Consider the following 21,894-nt stretch of genomic DNA (forward strand, 5'->3'; position numbering starts at 1 on the left):
CAACCGGCCGAGGGCACATCCTGCCGCCTCAGGCTCCGACGCCTGCAAATGTCAGCCGATGTTCAGCGCGGCAGCCTATGCCGGAGTTCAAGGAGAAAGTCCGCCCCAGGGCCGACTTCTCTCCTTCCTTCGCTCAGGAGAAGCCCATGAGAATTCTTAAAATTTCCGCTGCACTCGCCTTGATGGCGGGCAGTCTGGGATTGACCGCGACGGCCGACGCACATCCCTACGACGGCCGCCACGACCGTGTGGAACGCGTGGCGCACCGCGATGACTATCGCCGCGATCACCGCCGATACGATCGTCCCCGTTACGACCGGCGCCGCTATGACGATCGCCGTCGCAACCAGTGGCGTCGCCACGAGGCCCGCCGTCACCACGCCTACAGAAATCCGCGCCGTTGCTGGACCGAGTGGCGCCATCATCGCCGCGTCCGCGTGTGCCGCTGATGCCTCGTTGCCCCGGCTGCGTGCCGGGGCAACATCGTTCCGGATGCCGCCTTTCGCGCCAAGTTGCCCTCCGGACACTCCTGACGCCCCAATGCCTAGACTTTCGGGGGATGGGCCGGGCGATTCATGGCAATTGACCCATGCCCGTCCGCCATGGTCTCTCGTTTGTGTTCAAGGTCTTGTCCTGAACGTAACAAACGATGTCGGCGCCGCCTGACCCTTCCCGGCACGCGCGCGCAGCAACCAGGGAGTGCGACGTGCAGGAGCCGGGTACAAGACCACTTGTCCATATCGGATTCCACAAGACCGCCTCCACGCTCTTGCAGAATGCGCTCTTCGCGCGGAGCGACCTGGGCTTCGAGCGGCTCGAAAACGACCGCTACCACGTCCAGGTCGATTTCGTGAAGCAAGGCCCGTTCGACGACCTTTCGCCCGGACGGATCCAGAGCTATCGCCGCCGCAACCGCGAAGCCCAGACGCGCGGCAATACGCTGGTCGTTTCGCACGAACGGCTCTCGGGCTACCCCGCCTCCGGCGGATACGACGCCAAGCTGATCGCCGACCGCATCAAGAACTGCCTGCCCGACGCCCGCATCCTGATCTTCGTGCGCGAGCAGCGCTCGATGATCTTCTCCTACTATCTGCAATATATCAGCGACGGCGGCTCGCTGTCGTTCCGCCGCCTGACCACGCCGCTGCAATGGACGCTTTCCCGCAAGCCGGAGTTCGACTTCCGCTCCTTCGCCTATGTCCAGTGCATCGAGTACTACCGCCGGCTCTTCGGCGCGGACAACGTCTTGGTACTGCCCTACGAGGCCCTGCGCAGCGACGGCTGCCGCGTCGCCCGCGAGATCGCCCAGTTCTGCAGACAGGATTCCTCCCTGATCCCGCATGACATCTTCAAGGTCCCCGCCAACGAGGGCATGCCGATCCTGATGCAGGCGCTGCGCCGTCCGCTCAATGCCCTGTTCAACCGCAACCAGCTTTCGCCCGAGGCGCCGATCCTGTTCCCGTGGTTCGACCGCTACTATCGCAAGCTGCGTCCGCTCTTCGCTTTCACCGGCGTGTTCAACGGACTGCTACGCCGCCGCCTGATGGGTCAGATCGAGCGGGCGGTCGGCGAACGCTACGCCGAGAGCAACCAGCAGCTCCAGCGCATGACCGGCTACGATCTGCGCCGCCTCGGCTACAGCCTGCCGAGCCGGGTGGCCTCGCTCGGCGAACCGGTGAATTCCGGTTCCGCCGTCCCTGCACCGAAACACGCACGTCCCACCCTGCCCACGCCAAATCGCGTGGCGTGAGCCGGCCATGACCGACAAGACGGCCTCGGCCCTGCCGCTTGACCTTGAACCGGTCGGCGCGGCGGAAACCGTCTCCGCGGATACGGCACGGAAGAAAGCGGGTGCCGATACCGTCGGGGCACGACGCGGCGCCTTCAATCCCACCGTTCATGCCCTGCGCGGCGTGGCGGCAACCATGGTGTTCCTGGCCCACGTCGCCGGCGGGGTCGGCCTCAACGTATATCCGCACGATCCCAGCTACTTCGCCATGATGGAGGCGCCCTGGAACTTCGGGCGCTGGGGGGTCTGGCTATTCTTCGTGATCAGCGGCTACGTCATTCTGCCCAGCGTTCGGCGCTATTCCCCGCGCGAGTTCGCGCTACGCCGCTTCTTCCGGCTCTATCCGCTGTTCCTGGCCTTCTCACTGCTGTTCATCGCAGTGAATGCCTGGAGCAATGCCTTTCCCGAACTGAACGACCTCGGCTCGATCGTGCCCGCACTGCTGCTCGTCAACCTGCTGACCCATACCGAGCAGCTCACCCCCAATGCCTGGAGCCTGAGCTACGAAGTGCTGTTCTACGCCATGGCCTGCCTGACTGCCCATGCCGCGCTACGCCGCAAGGAAAAGCTGGCGACAATGCTGCTGGCGCTCGCCTGCGCCTGGCTCGTCTACCGCTTCCCGGCGATGCTCTTCTTTCTCGCCGGGATCGGTGCGCGGCTGCTGGACGAACGCGGCCTGCGCCCGCCACGCGCCTGGAACCCACCGCTGGAACTGCTGGCCTTCGCCGGTTGCCTCTATTTCGGCTCGATCCAGCACTACGACTTCATGCTGAAGAACATGGGCAACCCGAACGCCTATGCGACACTGGCCTTCACTTCGGCCTATTTCTTCCTGGCGCTCGCCCCCGGCAGCCTGACCGGACGCCTGCTCGACCGGCCTGCCGTGCTCTATCTCGGCACGGTGAGCTACAGCCTCTACCTGGCTCACCCCTATACCTACTTCGTCACCCGGCATCTCTTCGTCAGCCTGGGCCTGTTCCGTCCCGACTGGCCGCTGTCACTGCTGCTGTTCCTGGCGGTCGTCATTCCGGTGACGCTCGGCTTCACCCAGATCGTCTACCGCCTGCTGGAGCGCTATCCCTATCAATGGTACTTCCACGAGCGGATCTTCCACCGCCGCGCCACGGAAGGAAAGGGCTAAGGAAAGGGCTAGCGCCTCTTCCTGGGAGCGCTCTTCTTCTTCGCGGGCGCCTTTTTCTGAGACGCCTTTGGAGCGGCACAGGGCCAGGCCTTGCGGGTCGCGGCGAAGACCTGCTCGGACGCCGGGCCTTGCCGGTCCTTCGGGTTGTTGCGGAGGTAATCGACCGTCTCGGTCTTGAGCTGGCTGATCGTCACATCGCCGGGAATGCAGCTGTCCAGCTTGTTGACCTTGCGTGTGGTGTTGAAGGCATCCACCGCACCGGTGATGTAGGCGATGCATTCATAGGTCTTCTCGACGTAGTCGCTGCTGCCCCGCTCGCGCGTGCAGATCGCGTAAAGCTCGTCCCCGGTGTAGAACCCGGCCTCAGCCGCCACGGGAACCAGCCCAAGCGGAGCGGTCAGCAAGATACAGGCCAGCTTTCCGGATCTCATTGTCGAATCTCTCCAATCGCGACCGGACCCTTGGGGCAAATCCGCCCCCCGTCAATCGCCGCGCTTGCGAGATGATCCCTAGGCCGATATGAAACATATACGATTCGTATATTCAGGATGGTTCAATGGGCATCGTCAACATCGAGGATGAACTCCACGAGCAGCTGCGCAAGGCCAGCAAGGCCTCGTACCGGTCGATCAATGCCCAAGCGGCGTTCTGGATCCGCATCGGCATGCTCTGCGAAATGAATCCGGGGCTGACGTTCCAGGAAATCGTCGTGCGCGAATTGCGCGAAGCCGGGGTCGATCCAGGAAACGAACCCGGCGGGAGACCGGTCGGGACCGGAGTCGCCGCGCGATGATCAAGTCGCCTGCCGAAGTCGAGCTCATGGCCGAATCCGGCCGCCTGCTCGCCTCCGTGTTCACCTGGCTGGACGGCCAGCCGCTCGCCGGACGCACGACGATGGAGATCAACGACCTCGTCGAAGCGTTCATCGTCGACGATCTCGCCGCGCGCCCCGCCAGCAAGGGCCAGTACGGCTACGGCTTCGTCCTGAACTGCTCGCGCAACCAGGTCGTCTGCCACGGCGTCCCCTCCACCGAAGACGTGCTGCGGGACGGCGACATCGTCAATTTCGACATTACCCTGGAAAAGAACGGGTTCATCGCCGATTCCAGCAAGACCTACCTGATCGGCGAGGTCTCCCCCACCGCGAGGAGGCTGGTCCAGACCACCTACGAGGCCATGTGGAAAGGCATCCGCGCGGTGCGTCCCGGCGCCCGACTGGGCGACATCGGCCACGCCGTCGAACGCCACGCCAAGCGGGCCGGCTATTCCGTCGTGCAAGACTATTGCGGCCACGGCATCGGCCGGGAAATGCACGAGAAGCCCGAAGTCCTCCATTTCGGCCGCCCCGGAACCGGCATGGCGCTGCGCGAGGGCATGGTCTTCACCATCGAGCCCATGCTGAACCAGGGCCGCCGGACCGTCCGCACCGAGGACGACGGCTGGACCGTCGTCACTACCGACGGCAAGCTCTCGGCCCAGTTCGAACATACCGTCGCGGTTACGGCGGACGGTGTACGCGTGCTGACTTTGCGCCCGGAAGAGAACGCCGCTCGCGCCTGAGGCGACATGCCGACACGGCCCGCCTCTATTCTCTCGTCATTGCGAGCGCAGCGAAGCAATCCAGAGCGGCGTGAAACCGGCCCTGGATTGCTTCGCTGCGCTCGCAATGACGGATAGTTTAGCCGCCCCTTCAAGCAGGCGGCAAGGCCGCCGAACGCTTGGGATGCTGCATCACCACCAGCGTCTTGAACGCGCGGACATGCTCCTCGCCGTGGAGCACCCGCCGGGAAAAGGCATCGTAGTGCTCCATGTCCTGCGCGGCGACCTGCAACACCAGGTCGTGATCGCCGGTCACGTACCAGACGTCGATCACCTCCCGCGCCTGCCGCAGCCGCGCCACGAGACCGTCGACCACCCGGCCCTTGTCGGTATCCAGCGAGACCAGCACGATCATCGTCACCAGCCAGCCCATGGTCCGGGGCGCGACCAGCGCCATCTCCCGCTCGATCGCACCCTGCTCGCGCAAGGCCCTGACGCGCCGGTAGCAGGCCGGAGCCGAAAGCCCGACGATCTCGGACAAGTCCGGCATCGAAATCCGCGCGTCGCGCTGGAGCTCGGTCAGAATGCGCAAGTCGAACGCATCGGGCATCGTGATCGGTCTTTCGTCGGATGTTGGCGATAAATATTATCGACACACAGCAATCATAGAACACCTTTATCGCAGCCCGACGATAAAAGCTGCGGCGTTTCCAATCGAGGGTTCCATGGTCTTTCGCCGCATCGCCGCACGTTCCACATCCAGCGATTTCGCACCGCTCGCCGCAGTCGGCGCCGCCATGGTGTCGATCTGCTGGGGCGCTTCGGTGGCCAAGACGCTGTTTCCGGTGATCGGCCCGGCAGGCACCACGGCACTGCGGCTGTCGCTGGCGGCAGCCATTCTCTGCGGCGTGTTCCGCGTGTGGCAGAGACCGTTCGACCGGCGCATGCTCCACGCCGCCCTGCCCTACGGGGTCGCGCTGGGAACCATGAACCTGCTGTTCTACTTCGCGATCCAGCGCATTCCGCTCGGCATTGCATTGGCGGTCGAGTTCACCGGACCGCTGGCGGTAGCGACGTTTGCCTCACGTCGCCGCGTGGACCTCGCCTGGATCGCGCTGGCGGTGGCGGGACTTTCGCTGCTCCTGCCCCTGGATATCACGCGCGATGCGGTCGACCCGGTGGGCGTATTGCTGGCGCTGGGAGCGGGCGTGTTCTGGGGCGCTTACATCCTGCTCGGCAAACGGGCCGGAGAAACCCTGGGCGCCGCCGCGCCCGCCTATGGCATGACCGTGGCCGCATTCGTCGCCCTGCCCTTCGGCTTGGCCCAGGCGGGAACGACACTGCTCCAGCCCCATGTCCTGGCCGTGGCCCTGGTCGTCGCGATCTTCTCGAGCGCGATCCCCTATTCGCTGGAGATGTTCGCCCTGCGCCGCCTGCCGACCAAGAGCTTCGGCATCCTCACCAGCGGCGAACCGGCGGTGGGCGCGCTGGCGGGTGCGCTGCTGCTGGGCGAGATGCTGCCCCTCGCCAAATGGCTCGGCATCGCCGCAATCGTCGGCGCAACAATCGGCACGACGCTTACCGCCCGGCGCCTGGACAAAAACGCCTGAAAAGATGGCTCCATTGGAGCATTTTCTCATCAGGCGGAATCACCTGACGACCCGGAAAATGCGGTAGATCAAAGACGTAGAGCAGTTGATCCAATGCAGTCGGATCCGAAACTGCTCTAGAAACCTGTAGTTAGCGAGCTTTGATCCTGCCTGTCCGGCTTGCGCCCGGAAGCGATTGCGCCCATGCGTCCGTCTATGCCGCAAGCCTCAGACATCCAGCTCGCCATCTTCTCTCAGGCCGTAGACGCCCTTGGCGGCCAGCGCGCGCTGGCCCGCCACCTCGGCATAGCCGAACGCGAGGTTCGCGACTGGATCTCGGGCGACGTCTCGCTCGACTATGCCACCCTGCGCGAGACCGCGCGGGCACTGATCGCCCACTCGGACATGTGCCGCCGCCTCGAACGCAAGCTCTCGCCCGCTTTCAGCGAAAACCTGACGGAAGCACAGCTCGAAGGTCTGGGCACCCCGGAAGGCAAGCGCCCCAGCGCGGATTAAGGCCGAAAAGCCCGCCCTTGCGAATTCACTGACGCCGCTGGACAATCTTTCACTTCCGACCCGCCTGCAAGCGGGTTAACCCGCCCTCGGGGAACATGTGTTTACGAGGGGGAAATCATGAAGCATTTCATGATCGCGATGGCCTTTGGCCTCGCGTCTTGCGCTGCGCCTGTGATGGCGCAGGAAATTCAGCAAAATACGCAGAAATTCATGCCGGCCAGCACATCGATGACGGTGACGCCACAAGCGGAAATTTCGTCGAAGCACGTCGAGGAGGGGCAGAAGTTCACCTTCTCCACAATCGGCGACGTCAAGGAAGGCGATTTCGTCGTCATCCCCCGCGGATCCACCGTCACCGGAACCGTGACCTGGAAAACAGGGCGAGCGATCGGTGGCAAGTCCGGCAAGTTCGAGGTGACGTTCACTTCGGTCAATGTCGGTGGCAAGGACTATGCGGTGCGCGGCGTCCATCGCCAGGAAGGCCGAGGCAACACCGTCGGCGCCTTGCTCGGTTCGATCTGGATCAGCGGAAAATCCGCAGTGATGCTGCCGGGTCAGGAAGTCTCGATCTTCACGGCCGAACCGATCCCTTACTCCTGACAACGCCGGGCGGCCGCACGTTCCTCCGGCCGCCTACATCAGACATTGCACAAAGCGATTACGATCGACCACGAAAAGGTGGTGAGCCCTGCTGGGTTCGAACCAGCGACCTACTGATTAAAAGCCCGGCTTACAGCCTTTTGCAGGAGCCCGCAGATGCCCTAACTCGGCCTATTCTGCGGACTTTCAGCTCAGCCACATGTCCAAAATTCGCCCCTCCGCGCCTCACTGACGCGCAGACACCCGCATCATCCCCGGGGGCATGCGAGGGGAACGCAGTGGGAAAACGGTGGGCGAAAAAGCCGAACAACCGCCAACGGCTTTGATCAAGAACAACGACTATCCAACTCGGTCGCCACCATATTCACCAGCCGGTGAGGGAAGTGAGCCAACTGGCATCTTAGAGTGCATGGCTGACGGCAAGCCGACAGGCGGCTGGCATTGTCAGAACAGGAAGCCCTGTTGAACGTCGTTCTGCCGTGCATTGCTGGTTCCTGCGCCTTTAAGGCAATCCAGGAACGTCTCGCGGGTGCTGGCGACGTCCATCACGATCCCCCTTCGCGCCAGCGAAACACACAGGGCCACCGCGTAGGCCTGGCAGTTGATCGATTGCTGCGGGTTGAACTCGATGTCGGTGAAGGCATCATGGGCGAGGATCGGCTTGGCGAATTCCGGCTTGCTCAACAGAGCCGTGATGTAGAGCCAGTCATAGAAGGCTGTCTGCGGTTCAATCGGCCAATCCTGCCCATCGAACCGGAAGGCGGTCAATTGGCCCGAATCGCGAAGGCGGGGGTCGCGCTTCGCATCGCGGGACGTCATGTGAAGGAGGTCGAGAAACGGCCCTCCTTTCTGAAACACCTTACCCGCCTGAAACGCGCACTCCACACTTACCGGCCGCCCTACGACGGGATGATAGACCGGCAGATTGAATGCGCTAAGCGAGACGCCAAGCTGCTCGGTCGATTTGCTCGACACTTCCAGGATGGCCGACAGCCCCAGAGTTTCTGCGGCTGCCTCATGAAGCGACGCCACCGACTTCTGCTTCTGCGACGCGGAGAGGCCAGGGTGCCAAGTGAACGACACCATTTCGGTTCGCACGAAAACCGGGCCATCTGCCTCGGGAATGAATACCGGCCGAAGCGCCATCGTCTCAGTTACCTTCAATCTTGCGGGCCACGCTGCGCAGCCCGAACAGGCCCGTCCGGTCGGCATGGACGATCACATCTCGCTCGCCAACCACGGAATGCCACTGTGCCAGGCTCGCAGGATCACTGAAGACGACCCCGGTGATCGCCGAGGGGGGAATGTCCGCAAAGACCAGAACTTCAGCCTGCACATCCGTCGGATCATATGGCGCCAGCCCCTGCTCGGCCCGCGTGGGCTGGGCATCGCCCTTCACGAAAAGACCACCGAAGGCCTTGGCACTTCCCAGCGTCTTTCGGCCCTGCTTGCTGATCCGGCGATCCGCAGCGTTGTGCGCGCAAAATGCCACTTCGCTCTCCCACAGTATGGCCGGATCGAGCGAGAGCACTGCCCAGCGCTGCGCGGGATTGTTCATCCGCCAACGATAGAAGAGCTTCTCGTTCGGATGCGAAATGGAAACGCAGATCGCGTCTTCATGCCCATCGATCCGGTGCTCGTCATTCCAGCGGAACGGAATCCGATTGGACTGCAATGCCTGTACCGGGCGCAATCCGTGCCGGAAGATGGATGGGAGATTCTCGACACGGGTAAAATGATAGAGCGAGGCGATATCCAGCGATCCACAGATGGCCCGGATCATTTCCGCTTCCTTCTCGAAGGGACTGACCGGAGAAAGCTGAAGTCGTGTGTTCTCCGCCAAGGCCGCCGCGATAGCGCCGCGAAAAGGATTCTGGGGTGGGGGTGCCGGCATGATGTCGGCCAAGGCAGACTGTTGATCGGCTTTGAGGCTCACCGATGGCGAATGCGGCGCTGGCGGACCATCAATCCCCCGGCTTCTGGCATATCGCTCGAACCCACGCGCGATTGCCGGCTCTTCCAGTTTGGCCAGCCACTTCCAGAAATGCTTTGCGAGGTTCGCATTCTCTTTCAGCTGTGAACAGACATCATCGAGAAAGCGCTCATGCTTTTCCTTTGCCTGCAAAATACCCGCTTCAGCACCATCCGCTACTCGCGCGTCGGCGTGTCGTGGCGGGAATCCGAAATCCGGTGGGGTCGAGGGAGCACGCGGAGCGGATGCGGTTTTCGTCTGCTCCATAGTGGATGTGATTTCGACCAGTATCCTGTCGAACCGGGCGCGTCTTTCAGGAGTGTCGTAGGTCCGGTCAATCCGGTCTTCCTCGCCAGCCTGTCTGAGAGCCGCTTTCAGTACGGCCTGTTCAGGATAAGTCGTACGAACAACCGCAGACACTCTTTCCTGGATGGCAACCTTGACCTGAACGGCATCCAACAGTTTTTCAGACGCGACACGAAGGTCATTCGCTCCGGTCGACAGGCTATCGAGAAACCCTTCCACCACAGTGGGCGGACTTCCAGGCTGCTTGGCCTTGGCGGTTCCAATACCTTGGGCATTTGCCCGGTTGGTAACAGGAGTTGTGCTCGCCACGGATGGAATGGTGACGCTTGGGCCAGCACCTTTGCTCGTCCGAGTTTGACTGTCGCCGCCTCCCGACAGGACGCCATAGCTTCCCCAGATGACAAGCAATTGCAGCAGAATCAGCGGCGAAGCGAAGACCATCACGAACGTGAAGATCGTCCAGCCGATGCACAGCAGTTCAAGCTTGCCTCTGGCGATGACACGAACAGCCAGGATCGACAGAAAAATCGCAACCTGAAAGCCCAAGATCGAACCAAACATCTACCCACCCCCGGTCGGACGAACAGCATGCAGCGTCGCCCAGAAAATTTCCGCGCGATTACGCCCCTTCGTCGATCCGGGCCGCCAAGTGATTGCGAATAGCGTGCAGATCATCGCGGCGATTGCGGCGAAGCGCAGACAATTGGCCCTCCGCGCGCTTCTCCAGGAGCGCTACATCGGCCACGATGCCTGCGGAGAGCCCCGCTCGCTCAGCCTCATCGGCATCGCTCCATAGCGAAGCGTTGCGATGGGCCAGTTCCGGCAGATTGCGGCGGATCAGGACGGCCGTTTCCATGAGTTCAAGCGCCAGCGGCTGCGCGTCCGAAGCTGCCAGAAGCCGCGCGCAGGCATCACGGGCACGATTGAGGCCCCGGACGTCTGCCGCCGGAAGCATCCCGGTTAGCTGTTCCCATGCCTTCGAAACCTTGCGCTCTGCGCGCGGCTCGATCGCCCCAGCATAGGCTTCGGGCTCAAGAGCTACCGGAACGGGAAACACTTCTTCTCTTGCGTCCCAACCCCGCCGCCATCGGGAACTGCCACGCTGAAAAATCGCAGCAGCCGCCAAAACCGTGACGATCAGTCCAATCGCCCAAGCGTATTCGGACTCCACGCCAAACGCAGCCGCGCAAAGGCCAATGGCTGCGCCAAGAGCACCTGCCACGCACAGTATCCCAACCGCGCGCAGCACGATCACCAGCGCGCGGAGTATGGCGCCGATGATGGCCAAGACCACTACGGCAACTATCACGAATACGAAAAAGCCAAGCAATGCCGCCAATTCTCAAAACCGCCCAAGTTGAAGCAGCGCATGGGGGCATTTAAAATTGCAGCATCCCATCATGAGACAGCCCTTGCGCCGCGGTATTGTTTCTCTTCCCTTGGTAGCGCTTTGTCGGCAAGTAAGCATCTCGTAAATTAGGGAAATTAACAAACAGTTTGCCAGCGAGACGCCCCGAACATGGCGCTGCTCACGAATTCCGCCCTCTGCACGGACACTCTCTACCCCCATGGACATCGAGTTTCTCTCCCGTCGCCAAGCCGTGACCGAATGGCGCGATCGCCAGTTGTTTCAGGCGATGACCATGCTCAACGCCGCAGGCATCGGAGCGCGCACGGCGCTCGACGAGCAGATCAAAGACGCGGCCCTGTTCCAATCGGTCTGGGACCCCGCGGGATTCGTGAATGCCCGGATCGACGAATTGATGCGCGGTGAGGTTGCAGCGCGCATGGAGACATTCCTGGAACAGGCAGCAGAGGAACTTCGCGCGCTCGAATCCCGCTTTCAGCCTTTGGCGGATGCGCTGGTTGCCAGCGCCTCAGCAATCGAAATGCCCGCCGCACCAGAACCTGAGCCAGTCGCATCCACCGCTGTCGAAGCCCCCCTACCCCCACAAGTTCAGCAAAGTGAAGGCAGGCTGTCGCGCGCGACAAAGCGGGTCAGCGACTTTGCGATAGCACGCTCGGCGCGGGAATGGGGTGCCTGGGCTGCTGATGGCGTCGCTTCCGTCGCGGACACCGTGAGCCGCTCCTTGCAGGATAGCACCGGCCTATACGAGCGCCTCCGCCGTCTCGGTGCGGAACGGATCGCATCCGCCTGGATGGGAGATGCCGGCACGCCGCGCCCCCTCAAGGCCCAACTTGTTCTTCTCATCGAAGATGTCACCCATGAAGCCCGGAGCGTAAACCTGTGACCATTTTAGGCCTCGCTGGACAAATCCTGATGCAAGTCCCTCCGGCACATCGGCGCAAGCTCCTGATGGGCGCCCTCAAGCTTACCGGCTCTGTCCTGCGCGATACCAAGACCGGCCGCATCGTCGGCTTTCTGCAGGAGGCTGCGCCGATCGCAGGGCCCTTGTCCCAGCGGCTGTCAGGCACAGTTGGCAAGTTCGCCTCCGTCACGGTCGCCACAGGTAATCCAGGGCTCGGTGCTTTAGCAGCCGGGGCAGACTTGGCGCTGCAGACCGGTCAACTGGTGCAGGGCGAAGCAATCCGCTCCGGCGTGAACCGCGTCGAAAAGGGCGTGGACCGCCTCGAGCAGGGCATGGCGCGTGTGGAGGACAAGCTCGACGGCGTCAGCGACCAAATCGGTGCGCTCGACGAAGGGATGGACCTCCTCCAGAATTTGGGCGTCGCCAACCTCGCGATGGGCGCCGCAGGCCTGGGCGTGCCGATGGTCGGGTTCGGCGTCATGTCGATCAAGCTCGACCGGGTCCAGGCATCGATCCATGCGATGTCGGATCATCTCGACAGCATCAGCACCAGGATCGATCGCCTTCGCCAGGACGCCGTGGATGCAGATTTCGTGGAGGTCCATTCCCTCTGCCGCCTCTACGAAGAGGGATGGGATTTCAAGGACCGCGGGCGGTCCGAACAGCAGTGGCTGCGCATCGCCCATGAGGCACGCACCTTCCAGGATCGCTTCGCATGGCGCGCACGGGAACTGCTCACGGCCTCGCCATCCAACGCCGCACTGGCGGACCCGATGCTGGACGCACTTTCACTTGCAAGCGGCCTTCGCGTCACCTCGCTGGTCGCCTGCAACGAAGGGACACTCGCCTGCAATGTCTCGTCCGAAGCCGCGGTGCAATTGGAAGCCCTGACAGGCTCCATCGGCCTCTTCGAGCTGTCTGCCATGCAGCTCCCGGCCGATGTAGAGGCAGGCTCGACCGACTACGAACTCGCGCTGGTGGAAGCGCGCGAGGCGGCTCGGCCTTTGCTGCAAAAAATTCGGCACCGTGAAGCCGTCACCGCCACCCGCACAGCCCCACTTCCATTGCTCGAAAAACAGGGTGTCGCACCGCGCGAATGGCTGGAAGCAGCCCGAAATGAACGGCAAGCATCAGTGCTGATGCTGTCGATGGAGGAGGTAGAAGCGGAGGAAGCCGTGAACGCTACGGAAACCGCCAATAGCCGATGACGGCACCTCAACCTGCTGGTGAGGAATACGCCGGGCGGAGTCATACCTCTACGTGCCGATTAAAAAGCCCGCAGACATTCTGCTGGATTCATAGTTTCGAAAAGTTTCTTAAGCCAGTTTGCAACCGATCCGAGAATCAGCTTGGCGTAAAATCACAGTAGACTAGGGGGAATGATGGAACTCGCGACACGCTTGACGGAACTGGTTTCTCGCACGCAGAAGCACCGGGAAGTATTACTTACCGAGCAGGCCGCGAAAACGGCTCTAGTCATGCCCTTCATCCAGATGCTCGGCTACGATGTGTTCAATCCGCTGGAGGTCATCCCGGAATACACGGCGGACGTTGGTACGAAAAAGGGCGAGAAGGTCGATTACGCGATCTCAATCAATGGTACGCTTTCCATTCTCATGGAGTGCAAGCCTTCCTCTTCCGATCTGACGATCAACCATGCATCCCAGCTTTTCCGGTATTTCAGCGTAACAGATGCCCGCCTCGCGGTCCTGACAAACGGTGTCGTCTACAATTTCTATTCCGACATCGACCAGCCCAACAAGATGGATGCAAACCCGTTCTTTACGCTGAACCTCGACACAGTGCGCAAGGCGGATGTTCGTACTCTGGAGCACTTTACAAAGGGTGCCTTCGACATAGACACCATCGTGCGGGAGGCCGGCAACCTGAAGTTGGAATCGCTGGTGCGGAAGGAGCTCGAACGGGAGATGTCAGAGCCGTCCGAAGATTTTGCGCGCATTATCGCTGGACGCGTGCAGCCGGGCAAAGTGACGGCTCAGGTAAAGGACCAGTTCCAGCGGCTAATAGGTTCCTCATTCGGCGCGATTGTGCGTGACCATGTCAACGACCGGCTGACCAGCGCCCTCAATGCGTCCGCGCTACCAGAGGACGATGAACCAACACCCGCCGGCGAGCCGGAGGAAGTCATCACCACGGAGGAGGAGCTTTCCGGCTTCCGTATTGTCCAGGCGATCGTCGCACAGGCCGTTGACCCCAAGCGGGTCGTGATGAGGGACGCCAAGTCTTACTGCGCCATTCTCCTCGACGACAACAACCGCAAGTCCATCGCCCGGATGCACTTCAACGGGCTGACCAGCAAATACATCGGCACGTTCGCTGAGAAGGTGGAGACGAAGACGCTCATCACTGACCTGACCGACATCTACAAGCTTGCCCCGCAGCTACTGGGTCGGATCGCCGAATTGGAAAGCGGTAAGACTGATAAATCGGACTGACAGTCATCTCTGGCGCCAATAGCTTGTGCCGTTTTCGGCCAATCGAGCAGCTAGCCCGCCTCATTCACAAGGGCGCAGCGCTGGGGTTATCTGACCACGATCTATCATTGACCACCCGAAATGGCTGATCCGGCAAGCGCCACCCCGGCGAGGGAAGCGAGCCAACAACCATCTTCGATTGCACGGAAAGGAACATGGGACGCGATAATCGGCACGCGTCCCATGCCCTCACCCGCCAATCAACACGATCCGCGGCTGGTTTCATCGAGAATCTGAATGTGCCGCACCCGGACCTTTTCCAGCTGCGCCGAGACATCGTCGGGAGGCCCGGCGACGCATGAGAATGCCTCATAGTCATCCGGCGTGTCGAATTCCCCCAGCCCACGCTCGGCTCGCACCGCCTTGTCCCAACGCTCCAGAGCGCTGCTGACTTGGTCGTAGCCTGCAGAGTAGTGAATGCCGAGGAATTGGTTTGAACGTGACCCCGGGTAGGACAAGTCGACCGTAGGGTCCGCTGCATTGCCACACCCTGAGAGACAGCTGGCGATGTAGGTTCCCGAAGGTTCCTTTCTGTGTATCTGGCCATAGGTTGTCGATGGGGTGATTTTCATGCCCTGGACTGTTGGCTGGCAACTCGCCGTGACGTCGGCGTCAATGCTGCTGACGGCATTGCCCTCGACCCCGTAGTCTACGCGGCAACCGCTCACTTCGAAAACAAGCTGGTACTTCGTCTTCACCTTGGGGACGCCAAGACGTTGCTCCAAGTACCCCGGATTGGCTCCAATGGCTTCGGGCGAAACGGCAAACTGCAATGTTGCGGCAGCGCTGTCGCCTCCCGCCTCATCTACCTTCACAGGTTCTGCCAAACTGCCATCGCCCGGATCACCCGCCACCGAGCTTGACGATGCCGTTGGCGCGGAAGTGGAAGTCGCGTTTGGAGAACCATAGCCCATGGCGAAAATAGCGCCGCCGATCACAACCACGCCAACGCCGGCTGCAGCTGCAAACAACCGCCAGCGCCCAGAACCGGCCTCCCTCTCCCCCGAAATCAGCTTCTGCTTCTCTGCCTGGAATTCAGCGTCAGTCAGCACACCATTTTCTCTCAATTGGTGCAGCCGCTCAAATTGTTCGATCTTACTCACCCGTCCCCCGCCTGATTTAGCATGAAGGTCACAACCTCCTGCATTATAGGGAGAATCACCTAACAGCGCATGAAGTTTTGGGCAAAACTACTTCCGATTGTCTCGGCCAGCCGGCTTCCCTCAACTTGCTCGACGGGCATTCTCCTACAGGGTCTTTCCATTCGCACAGTTTCCACGTTCAGGAACGGCTAGAAATTCCTTCCATGTACCTCTACCTCCTTGGGATGACTGGGGGTTTTCGGAAACGATGAGCAAACGCACTCTGAGCGAACGGGACGTCTGCACCAAGTTCATCACCCCTGCCCTGCGCAATGCCGGCTGGGACGAGATGCTGCAGATCCGTGAGGAGGTCAGCTTCACCAAAGGCCGCATCATCGTGCGCGGCAAGCTGGTGACGCGAGGCCAAGGCAAGCGCGCAGACTACATCCTGTACCACAAGCCCAATCTGCCCATCGCCATCATCGAGGCCAAGGACAAGACGCATAGCGTTGGCGACGGCATGCAACAGGCGCTCGACTACGCCGAGACCCTCGACATTCCCTTCGTTTTCTCGTCCAACGGCGAAGGCTTCGTCTTCCACGACCGCAGCTCCCCCACCGGCGCCGGCGAAGTCACTCTCGGGCTGAACGAATTCCCCTCCCCCGACGACCTTTGGCAACGCTACCTCTCATGGAAGGGCTTATCCCTAGAGGCCGAGGAGGTGGTCCTCCAGGACTACTACGACGATGGGAGCGGCAAGACGCCGCGCTACTATCAGGTCAATGCGGTCAACGCCGCCATCGAGGCCATTGCCAAGGGCGACGACCGCGTCCTTCTCGTCATGGCGACCGGCACGGGTAAGACCTACACGGCCTTCCAGATCATCTGGCGCCTGTGGAAGGCGAAGCGCAAGAAGCGCATCCTGTTCCTCGCTGACCGCAACATCCTCGTCGACCAGACCATGGTGAACGATTTCCGGCCCTTCGGCGCCGCGATGGCAAAGCTGTCGTCCAAATCCAAGACGATCGAGCGAGTAGATGGAAGCACTGCCGATGTCGCACTGGCCGTCGACAAAAAGCGCCGCGTCGACACCGCTTACGAAATCTACCTCGGCCTGTACCAAGCAATCACCGGCCCGGATGACCGGCAGAAGCTCTACCGCGAATTCTCACCGGACTTCTTCGACCTCATCGTCATCGACGAATGCCACCGCGGCAGCGCGGCCGAGGACTCGGCTTGGCGGGAAATCCTGGACTACTTCTCGGACGCCACCCAGATCGGCCTCACGGCCACACCCAAGGAAACCAAGTACGAGTCCAACATCGGCTACTTCGGCAAGCCGGTGTACACCTACTCCCTGAAGCAAGGCATCCGCGACGGCTTCCTTGCGCCCTACAAGGTCATCAAGGTCCACATCGACCACGACGTGTCCGGCTACCGGCCCGAGAAGGGGCAACTCGATCGGGACGGTGAGGAGGTAGAGGATCGCCTCTACAACACCAAGGACTTCGACCGAAATCTGGTCATCGACGACCGCACCCGCATTGTGGCCAAGAAGGTCACCGAGTTCCTGAAGGAGAGCGGCGACCGGATGCAGAAGACCATCGTGTTCTGCGTCGATCAGGAACACGCAGCGCGAATGCGCCAAGCTCTCATCAACGAGAACCAAGACCTCGTCGCGCAGAACCACCGCTACGTCATGCGCATTACCGGCAACGATCCGGAGGGACAGGCCGAACTTGGCAACTTCATTGACCCCGAGGTCGCCTACCCCGTGCTCGTCACAACGTCGCGCCTGCTGTCCACCGGCGTGGATGCCCAGACATGCCGCCTGATCGTGCTCGACCGCGAGGTTGGGTCCATGACTGAGTTCAAGCAGATCGTCGGCCGCGGCACCCGCGTGCACGAGGACACCCACAAGTACTATTTCACCCTCATGGATTTCCGCGGGGCGACCAATCACTTCGCCGACCCCGACTTCGACGGCGAGCCCGTGCAGATCTACGAGCCGGGCGACAAAGATCCGATCGTGCCCCCGGATGACGAGACGCCCATCGACGACGATGGCAACCCGCTGCCGGACGAGCCCGGCGAGGACGAGGTGATCGTCGACAGGCCGGACGTCACCTTCGATCCGGACGACATCAAGAAGAAGTCGAAGAAGGTCTACGTCGACGGCATCGGTGCCACCATTGTGGCCGAGCGTGTCGAGTACCTCGACGAGAACGGCAAGCTCGTCACCGAATCCCTGCGCGACTTCACCAAGAAGGCCCTGCGCCGGCATTTCGCCAGCCTCGACGATTTCCTGCGCCGCTGGCAAGGCGCCGAGCGCAAGCAGGCTATCCTGGACGAACTGGAAGTCGAGGGCCTGTCGCTCGAAATCATCGCCGAAGAGCTCGGCAAGGACCTCGACCCCTTCGATCTCATCTGCCACGTCGCCTTCGACGCCAAGCCGCTCACTCGCCGCCAGCGTGTCGACAACGTGCGCCGCCGCGACGTGTTCGGAAAATATGGGGATCAGGCCCGATCGGTGCTTGATACCTTGCTGGCGAAGTATCAGGACGAGGGCGTCATCAACCTCGACGACACCAACGTGCTGCGCATCTCGCCCTTCACCAACCTCGGAACGCCGCTCCAGCTCATCAAGGCGTTTGGCGGCCGGGAAGGTTTCGAGCATGCCGTGCACGAACTCCAAGCCGAACTCTATCAGGAAACTGCCTAGCCCATGTCCGTCCGCACTCTCGTCAAATCCATCCAGGACATCATGCGCAAGGACAGCGGCGTCGATGGCGACGCCCAGCGCATCAGTCAGCTGTGCTGGCTGTTCTTCCTGAAGATCATCGACGATCAGGATCAGGAACTGGAACTCATGCGGGCGGGCTACCAGTCGCCGGTGCCCGAGAAGTTCCAATGGCGCACATGGGCTGCCGATCCTGAGGGCCTGACCGGCGAAGACCTGCTCGCCTTTGTCAACGAAGAGCTCTTCCCAGCCATGAAGGGCCTTCAGCCCACCGGGCAGAAGGGTGACCGGCGCGTCGTCGTGCGCGACGTGTTCGAGGATGCCTTCAACTACATGAAGTCCGGCCAGCTGCTGCGGCAGGTGGTCAACAAGATCAACGAGGTCGACTTCAACGACCTGTCAGAGCGCCAGCATTTCGGGGACGTCTACGAGCAGCTCCTGAACGACCTGCAATCGGCCGGCAACTCGGGCGAGTACTACACGCCCCGCGCCGTCACCGCCTTCATGGTAGATCGAATCGACCCAAAGCCCGGTGAGGTCCTGTTCGACCCCGCCTGCGGCACCGGCGGCTTCCTCACCTGCTCGATCCGCCACATGCGCGACAAGCATGTGAAGCGCCCCGAGGACGAGGCTTTGATGCAGTCTGGCCTGCGCGCTGTCGAAAAGAAGCCGCTGCCGCACATGCTCTGCGTCACCAACATGCTCCTGCACGGCGTGGAGGATGCCAGTTTCGTCCGGCACGACAACACGCTGGCCCGCCCCTACATCAGCTGGGAGCAGAAGGACCGCGTCGACGTGGTCCTCTCCAACCCGCCCTTCGGCGGCAAGGAGGAGGACGGCATTGAGTCCAACTTCCCGCCACAGTACCGCACGCGTGAGACGGCCGACCTGTTCCTGGCCCTCATCATCCGCCTGCTGCGCAAGGGCGGTGTCGGTGCCGTGGTCCTTCCCGATGGCTCGCTCTTCGGCGAAGGCGTGAAGACGCGCCTCAAGGAGCACCTGCTGGAAGAGTGCAACCTGCACACCATCGTACGCCTGCCCAACAGCGTCTTCAGGCCCTACGCCTCCATCGGCACCAACCTGCTCTTCTTCGAGAAAGGCGAGCCCACCAAAGAGGTCTGGTACTACGAGCATCAGGTGCCCGCCGGCCAGAAGGCCTACTCCATGACCAAGCCGATCCGGCTGGAGCATTTCCAGTCCTGCATGGACTGGTGGGGCGGCGCCAACCGCGAAGGCCGTGTCGAAGGCCCGCAGGCATGGAAGATCAGCATCGAGGACATCAAGGCCCGCGGCTACAACCTCGACATCAAGAACCCGCACAGCGAGGCCGTAGACCATGGCAAGCCGGAAGAACTGCTTCGGAAGCTCGACGCCGCGGAGACAGAAGCGGCAAACCTGCGTGACCAGTTGAAGGCGATCCTTGCCGAGGCGCTGGCACGATGAACGCGGAACAGTTGCTGGCCCACTACGAGCGCATTTCGGAGGCGCCGGACGCGATCGCGAGGCTGCGGCGGTTCGTGCTGGATTTGGCTGTGCGCGGGAAGCTGGTGGAGCAGGTCCCAGCCGATGAGCCTGCCTCAGAGTTGCTGGGCCGCATCGCCAGTGCAAAGGCGCAACTAGTGAAGACTGGCGCACTGAGGAAGCCCCGCGACCTGTCTGACAGCCCGTCGTGCGAGCAGTTATACGAAATCCCTACAAGTTGGAGTTGGTGCCGGCTCGACTCTGTTGGCGCAATTGTTGGTGGCGGAACACCCTCTGCTGGAAATGACGATAACTTTGCCGAGCCCGGAAATGGCATTCCGTGGCTGACACCCGCAGACCTTGGCAAGTTCAGCGGCCTTTACATCGAGCGAGGCGCAAGAGACCTTTCTGCCCACGGATTGCAATCGTCGTCAGCAACGTTGATGCCCGCCGGAAGCGTGCTGTTCACGAGCCGCGCCCCAATTGGCTACGTTGCCATCGCTGCGAACCCAATTTCGACCAATCAGGGCTTCAAATCGATCGTTCCCTACGTACCCGAATGTTCACGCTTCATTGCAACTGCGATGCAGGCTTTCGCCCCAGAAATCGACGCCAATGCTCCCGGGACCACGTTCAAAGAGGTGTCAGGAAAAATCGTTGCAGGAGTTTCTTTCCCACTTCCCCCCCTCGCTGAGCAGCGCCGCATCGTCGCCAAGGTCGACGAGCTCATGGCTCTGTGCGACCGTCTAGAAGAGGCGCGCAAGGAGCGGGAAGCCGCCCGCGACCGCCTGACAGCGGCCAGCCTCGCCCGCCTGAACGCGCCCGATCCCGATCCGGCCACCTTCACCACCCACGCCCGCTTCGCGCTAAACAACCTAACCAAATTGTCTTCGCAGCACAGGCAGATAGCTCAATGGCGAGCGACAATCATCGAACTCGCCACCAGAGGAAAGCTATCCCTTGATGACGCCAACGACACTCCCCCAGCTAAAGCGCTGGAAGCCATCAATGATGCGCGCGATGCGCTGGTTCACGCTAAGTTACTACGTCGCGAAAAGCCCCAGGCTGCGGTGCGTACGGAAGAAATTCCATTCCAAGCTCCTGTCTCTTGGCTGTGGACCCGATTGGGAGAAGTCGCTCTTTTCACCCAGTACGGGACGTCGTTAAAGGCAGAGCAGAGCACGACCGGCGTGCCCGTGTTGACCATGGGTAACATCCAGAGCGGCACCGTCGTATCTGCCAAAGAAAAGCGTATCCCTTCCCAAAGCTCGGAACTACCCGAGCTGTATCTCAGAAAATTCGATCTGCTGTACAACCGTACCAATAGTCCGGAATTGGTGGGAAAAACGGGCATCTACCTTGGCAATGACGATTGCGTCACGTTTGCATCATACCTAATCCGCCTTCGCTTCGTGGCAGGTCATACTGACCCACATTTCATCAACCTCGCTATGAATGCTCCCGGGTTCCGAAGCTCCCAGATTTCCCCCTACATCAAACAACAGACCGGTCAGGCAAACGTCAATGGCACGGCGATGAAGAATATGCTGATCGCCTTACCGCCCATCGAAGAACAGCGCCGGATCGTCGCCAAGGTCGATGAGCTCATGGCGTTGTGCGGTCGATTGGAAACCTGCCTCGCCACCGGCGACGAAACCCGCCAACGCCTGCTCGAAGCCGTGCTGCACGAAGCCCTCGAACCGGCGGAAGTGCGAGAACTGGAACTCGCATAACGATGCCTGAAGTCGACTGGGCAGAGGTTCGAGCCCTGCTCGACTCCCTCTACGGTTCCGCCGCGCGCCTTGAAGCCTTGTTCCCCGGCCGCAAGTTCACGCTCGACGGACACCTCGTCGGCAGCATCGGCGAGGTCATCGCCGCCTACATGTTCGACCTCACCCTGAATCACGCGTCGACCATGGCGCACGACGCCCTGTGCCCCGCCGGCCGCCGCGTGGAGATCAAGTTCACCCAAGGCCGCACCGTCGCCATCCGTCACGAACCCGACCACCTCCTCGTCCTCCATCGTGCCCGCGGCGCCAACGTCCGCGTCGTCTACAACGGCCCCGGCGCAACGCCCTGGACCGCCGCCCGCGCCACACAAAGCAACGGCCAGCGGCCCATCAGCCTCGCAACGCTTGCCCGCCTAGATGCCGCCCTAGCAGCCGGACAACGCCTCCCGCTCATCAGACCTGCGCCGATCTAAAGACGCTGGAGAGGAAGTAGAGTCAGCGAAGCAGCCTCATACCGATCGGCGCGTGAGCCGATCGCTCCGCGACTTCTCCTACAGGGTTCGCGGAGCGACACGGTTTTGGGATGTGATACCATCCCCTCCTTTCGACAAACCTCCGAAAGGCTACATCCCCACTTCCGTCAACTCTTGTGCCGATGCAGCGA

Annotated in this window: 21 protein-coding genes; 15 read left to right on the top strand and 6 right to left on the bottom strand. The window is 61.6% G+C overall.

The window, feature by feature from the left end:
• The first annotated feature begins 146 nt into the window (after positions 1 to 146).
• The 3 genes from V7066_RS22435 to V7066_RS22445 all read left to right on the top strand — a co-directional run bounded on the left by V7066_RS22435 (position 147) and on the right by V7066_RS22445 (position 2,930).
• The gene (locus V7066_RS22435) at positions 147 to 449 is read left to right on the top strand and encodes a hypothetical protein (RefSeq protein WP_334185191.1); all 303 of its coding nucleotides are present in this window, start codon (positions 147 to 149) and stop codon (positions 447 to 449) included.
• Positions 450 to 706: 257 nt separating this feature from the next.
• A complete protein-coding gene (locus V7066_RS22440; protein WP_334185192.1) occupies positions 707 to 1,750 on the top strand; it encodes a hypothetical protein in 1,044 nt (347 codons plus the stop codon).
• A gap of 7 nt (positions 1,751 to 1,757) precedes the next feature.
• Complete coding sequence (locus V7066_RS22445) at positions 1,758 to 2,930, top strand: acyltransferase family protein (RefSeq protein ID WP_334185193.1); 1,173 nt, start codon at positions 1,758 to 1,760, stop codon at positions 2,928 to 2,930.
• An 8-nt stretch (positions 2,931 to 2,938) separates the two neighbouring features.
• Here the strand turns inward: V7066_RS22445 and V7066_RS22450 are convergent, their stop codons facing one another.
• On the bottom strand, positions 2,939 to 3,361 hold the full coding sequence (locus V7066_RS22450; protein ID WP_334185194.1) for a Rap1a/Tai family immunity protein: 423 nt from the start codon (positions 3,359 to 3,361) through the stop codon (positions 2,939 to 2,941).
• A 125-nt stretch (positions 3,362 to 3,486) separates the two neighbouring features.
• Here V7066_RS22450 and V7066_RS22455 point away from each other — a divergent pair, with 125 nt between their 5' ends.
• Positions 3,487 to 3,723: a ParD-like family protein gene (locus V7066_RS22455; protein WP_334185195.1), complete on the top strand. Its 237-nt coding sequence runs from the start codon at positions 3,487 to 3,489 to the stop codon at positions 3,721 to 3,723.
• Positions 3,720 to 4,490 (top strand): type I methionyl aminopeptidase, encoded by a 771-nt coding sequence (gene map, locus V7066_RS22460; RefSeq protein WP_334185196.1) that lies wholly within the window; start codon positions 3,720 to 3,722, stop codon positions 4,488 to 4,490. Before V7066_RS22455 ends, map begins: the two co-directional genes overlap by 4 nt.
• Positions 4,491 to 4,620: 130 nt before the next feature.
• On the opposite strand, the gene V7066_RS22465 is transcribed toward map, so the two are convergent.
• Positions 4,621 to 5,079 carry an Lrp/AsnC family transcriptional regulator gene (locus V7066_RS22465; RefSeq protein ID WP_334185197.1) on the bottom strand — a complete coding sequence of 153 codons (459 nt, stop codon included), beginning with the start codon at positions 5,077 to 5,079 and terminating at the stop codon, positions 4,621 to 4,623.
• Between the two features lie 115 nt (positions 5,080 to 5,194).
• On the opposite strand from V7066_RS22465, the gene V7066_RS22470 reads away from it, so the two are divergent.
• From V7066_RS22470 to V7066_RS22480, 3 genes are all read left to right on the top strand, one after another.
• Positions 5,195 to 6,079 carry an EamA family transporter gene (locus tag V7066_RS22470; RefSeq protein WP_334185198.1) on the top strand — a complete coding sequence of 295 codons (885 nt, stop codon included), beginning with the start codon at positions 5,195 to 5,197 and terminating at the stop codon, positions 6,077 to 6,079.
• Between the two features lie 195 nt (positions 6,080 to 6,274).
• Positions 6,275 to 6,574, top strand: coding sequence for a YdaS family helix-turn-helix protein (locus tag V7066_RS22475; protein WP_334185199.1), 300 nt, complete (start codon positions 6,275 to 6,277; stop codon positions 6,572 to 6,574).
• Positions 6,575 to 6,703: 129 nt separating this feature from the next.
• Complete coding sequence (locus V7066_RS22480) at positions 6,704 to 7,174, top strand: hypothetical protein (protein WP_334185200.1); 471 nt, start codon at positions 6,704 to 6,706, stop codon at positions 7,172 to 7,174.
• Positions 7,175 to 7,618: 444 nt separating this feature from the next.
• Here V7066_RS22480 and V7066_RS22485 read toward each other — a convergent pair whose 3' ends face one another.
• The 3 genes from V7066_RS22485 to V7066_RS22495 are packed head-to-tail and all read right to left on the bottom strand — an operon-like array spanning position 7,619 to position 10,791.
• Positions 7,619 to 8,320 (bottom strand): DarT1-associated NADAR antitoxin family protein, encoded by a 702-nt coding sequence (locus V7066_RS22485; protein ID WP_334185201.1) that lies wholly within the window; start codon positions 8,318 to 8,320, stop codon positions 7,619 to 7,621.
• Between the two features lie 4 nt (positions 8,321 to 8,324).
• A complete protein-coding gene (locus tag V7066_RS22490; protein WP_334185202.1) occupies positions 8,325 to 10,013 on the bottom strand; it encodes a DarT ssDNA thymidine ADP-ribosyltransferase family protein in 1,689 nt (562 codons plus the stop codon).
• A gap of 58 nt (positions 10,014 to 10,071) precedes the next feature.
• Positions 10,072 to 10,791: a hypothetical protein gene (locus V7066_RS22495; protein WP_334185203.1), complete on the bottom strand. Its 720-nt coding sequence runs from the start codon at positions 10,789 to 10,791 to the stop codon at positions 10,072 to 10,074.
• Positions 10,792 to 11,020: 229 nt separating this feature from the next.
• Here V7066_RS22495 and V7066_RS22500 point away from each other — a divergent pair, with 229 nt between their 5' ends.
• From V7066_RS22500 to V7066_RS22510, 3 genes are all read left to right on the top strand, one after another.
• Positions 11,021 to 11,704, top strand: coding sequence for a hypothetical protein (locus tag V7066_RS22500; RefSeq protein ID WP_334185204.1), 684 nt, complete (start codon positions 11,021 to 11,023; stop codon positions 11,702 to 11,704).
• A 65-nt stretch (positions 11,705 to 11,769) separates the two neighbouring features.
• On the top strand, positions 11,770 to 12,930 hold the full coding sequence (locus V7066_RS22505; RefSeq protein ID WP_334185205.1) for a hypothetical protein: 1,161 nt from the start codon (positions 11,770 to 11,772) through the stop codon (positions 12,928 to 12,930).
• Positions 12,931 to 13,101: 171 nt separating this feature from the next.
• Positions 13,102 to 14,178, top strand: coding sequence for a type I restriction endonuclease (locus V7066_RS22510; protein WP_334185206.1), 1,077 nt, complete (start codon positions 13,102 to 13,104; stop codon positions 14,176 to 14,178).
• A 239-nt stretch (positions 14,179 to 14,417) separates the two neighbouring features.
• Here V7066_RS22510 and V7066_RS22515 read toward each other — a convergent pair whose 3' ends face one another.
• Positions 14,418 to 15,320, bottom strand: a complete 903-nt coding sequence (locus V7066_RS22515; RefSeq protein ID WP_334185207.1) for an SHOCT domain-containing protein — start codon at positions 15,318 to 15,320, stop codon at positions 14,418 to 14,420.
• Between the two features lie 247 nt (positions 15,321 to 15,567).
• On the opposite strand from V7066_RS22515, the gene hsdR reads away from it, so the two are divergent.
• From hsdR to V7066_RS22535, 4 genes are read left to right on the top strand one after another with little or no spacing between them, the layout of a single operon-like run.
• Positions 15,568 to 18,021: an EcoAI/FtnUII family type I restriction enzme subunit R gene (gene hsdR, locus V7066_RS22520; protein WP_334185208.1), complete on the top strand. Its 2,454-nt coding sequence runs from the start codon at positions 15,568 to 15,570 to the stop codon at positions 18,019 to 18,021.
• Positions 18,022 to 18,024: 3 nt separating this feature from the next.
• Entirely contained in the window at positions 18,025 to 19,482 is a 1,458-nt protein-coding gene (locus tag V7066_RS22525; protein ID WP_334185209.1) for a type I restriction-modification system subunit M, read from the top strand.
• A complete protein-coding gene (locus V7066_RS22530; protein WP_334185210.1) occupies positions 19,479 to 21,233 on the top strand; it encodes a restriction endonuclease subunit S in 1,755 nt (584 codons plus the stop codon). The genes V7066_RS22525 and V7066_RS22530 overlap by 4 nt, the downstream gene beginning before the upstream one ends.
• A gap of 2 nt (positions 21,234 to 21,235) precedes the next feature.
• Positions 21,236 to 21,703, top strand: a complete 468-nt coding sequence (locus V7066_RS22535) for a DUF6998 domain-containing protein (RefSeq protein WP_334185211.1) — start codon at positions 21,236 to 21,238, stop codon at positions 21,701 to 21,703.
• Positions 21,704 to 21,894 lie beyond the last annotated feature (191 nt).

It is taken from the genome of Novosphingobium sp. (assembly GCF_036820275.1).
GTDB lineage: Bacteria > Pseudomonadota > Alphaproteobacteria > Sphingomonadales > Sphingomonadaceae > Novosphingobium.